The following is a 2,500-nucleotide window of genomic DNA, read 5'->3' on the forward strand; positions in this document are numbered from 1 at the left end:
AACGCGTTCACCCCCGTTGATTGTTGATCGACGGGATGGATTTGCGTTTTGTGATTGGGTTGTGTTTTGGTTGCGGGAGCAGGATTTGAACCTGCGACCTTCAGGTTATGAGCCTGACGAGCTACCGGGCTGCTCCATCCCGCGATGAGCTTGTTTAGCCTCAGGCGCCGGCGCCGACATCCGTCGGCTTGGCTATCCTCCCCGGATTGCATCCGGGTCCGGGCGGCCGTTTGGCCTTGCGAGCCGTTGGCTCGTTGACCTTGGCCCCTCGGGAGGGGGGTGTGAATGGGTTTTTGTTTTGACAGAGCGCAAGCTTCAATGCCTGGCGACGCCCTACTCTTCCGGGGCTTGAGCCACAGTACCATCGGCGCAGTCTGGTTTCACGGCCGAGTTCGGGATGGGATCGGGTGGGTCACAGACGCTATGGTCACCAAGCAATGGAGCGTGCGCTTTGTCGGGTTTAATCGATGTTATCCGTGCAAATTCGAATATCTGGATGGGATTGTCGTTCCGCATGACCGGCAGGATCTGCGTTGTTTGCAGGTCTGTCGGTGATGGTGTGGGACTCTCAGGCGCGAACAGAGCAATTAGGACCGGTTAGCTCCACATGTTACCACGCTTCTACATCCGGCCTATCAACGTGATGGTCTATCACGGCTCGATGAAATCTTATCTTGAGGGAGGCTTCCCGCTTAGATGCTTTCAGCGGTTATCCCGTCCATGCATAGCTACCCTGCTGCGCCGTTGGCACGACGACAGGTACACCAGAGGCATGTTCAACCCGGTCCTCTCGTACTAGGGTCAACTCCTCTCAAATTTCGACGCCCACGGCAGATAGGGACCAAACTGTCTCGCGACGTTCTGAACCCAGCTCACGTACCACTTTAATTGGCGAACAGCCAAACCCTTGGGACCTGCTCCAGCCCCAGGATGTGATGAGCCGACATCGAGGTGCCAAACGATTCCGTCGATATGAGCTCTTGGGAATCATCAGCCTGTTATCCCCGGCGTACCTTTTATCCGTTGAGCGATGGCCCTTCCACGAGGGACCACCGGATCACTATGACCGACTTTCGTCTCTGCTCGACTTGTCAGTCTCGCAGTCAGGCGGGCTTATGCCATTGCACTCTAACAGACGGTTTCCAACCGTCCTGAGCCCACCATCGCGCGCCTCCGTTACTCTTTAGGAGGCGACCGCCCCAGTCAAACTACCCGCCACAGAGGGTCCCTGCACCGGATAACGGTGCGAGGTTAGACATCAGAAAACAACAGGGTGGTATTTCACCTATGGCTCCACGACAACTGGCGTCATCGCTTCAAAGCCTCCCACCTATGCTACACAGTTCTTTCCTAATGCCACTCTGAAGCTGCAGTAAAGGTGCACGGGGTCTTTCCGTCTAACCGCGGGTACTCCGCATCTTCACGGAGAATTCAATTTCGCTGAGCATATCCTGGAGACAGTGGGGAAGTCGTTACGCCATTCGTGCAGGTCGGAACTTACCCGACAAGGAATTTCGCTACCTTAGGACCGTTATAGTTACGGCCGCCGTTTACCTGGGCTTCATTTCAGTGCTTGCACACCTCCACTTAACCTTCAGGCACCGGGCAGGCGTCAGGCCCTATACGTCGTCTTGAAGCCGACTTAGCAGAGCCCTGTGTTTTTGCTAAACAGTCGCTACCCCCTGGCCTGTGCCCCCCACAAGTGCTTGCGCATATGTGGGGCCTCCTTCTTCCGAAGGTACGGAGGCAATTTGCCGAGTTCCTTCAGGATACTTCTCTCAAACGCCTTGGTATACTCTACCATTCCACCTGTGTCGGTTTAGGGTACGGTCTATACGGAGGGGCTATTTCCTGGGACAACTTCCCAGCCAGGAGCAATCCAATAAGCCCTGACCAGTTACGCCATCCGTCACACACCTCCAGGCCCACGAATATTAACGTGGTTCCCATCGACTACCCCCTTCGGGCTCGTCTTAGGGGCCGGCTTACCCTGCTCAGATTAGCTTTAAGCAGGAACCCTTGGAATTTCGGCGACAGTGCATCTCACACTGTTAATCGCTACTCATGTCTGCATTCGCACTTCCGATACCTCCACGGTCGGTTACCCTCCCGCTTCAACGGCCTACGGAACGCTCCGCTACCGCTCAGTCAAAGACTGAACCCTAAGCTTCGGTGCACGTCTTGAGCCCCGTTACATCTTCGCCGCAGGATCTCTTGTTTAGACCAGTGAGCTGTTACGCTTTCTTTAAAGGATGGCTGCTTCTAAGCCAACCTCCTGGTTGTTTTGGAAATCCCACATGCTTTCCCACTTAGACGTGACTTGGGGACCTTAGCTGTAGGTTAGGGCTGTTTCCCTTTTGACGACGGACCTTAGCACCCGCCGTCTGTCTGCCGGACTAGACTCGTTGGTATTCGGAGTTTGGTTAGAGTTGGTAGATCTCGCGACCCCCGCATCCATCCAGTGCTCTACCCCCAACGGCAATCATCCGACGCTCTACCT

General features: G+C 55.3%; 1 tRNA gene and 2 rRNA genes (1 of these 3 cut by a window edge). All 3 read right to left on the reverse strand.

Annotated features, from left to right (window positions below):
* Positions 1-67: 67 nt before the first annotated feature.
* Positions 68-144 (reverse strand) — tRNA-Met (locus tag M529_RS30620).
* Positions 145-320: 176 nt separating this feature from the next.
* Positions 321-435 (reverse strand): 5S ribosomal RNA (gene rrf, locus M529_RS30625).
* Between the two features lie 132 nt (positions 436-567).
* Positions 568-2,500: ribosomal RNA gene (locus M529_RS30630) — 23S ribosomal RNA — on the reverse strand; it runs 861 nt beyond the window's last position.

The organism is Sphingobium ummariense RL-3 (assembly GCF_000447205.1).
Classification (GTDB): Bacteria; Pseudomonadota; Alphaproteobacteria; order Sphingomonadales; family Sphingomonadaceae; genus Sphingobium; species Sphingobium ummariense.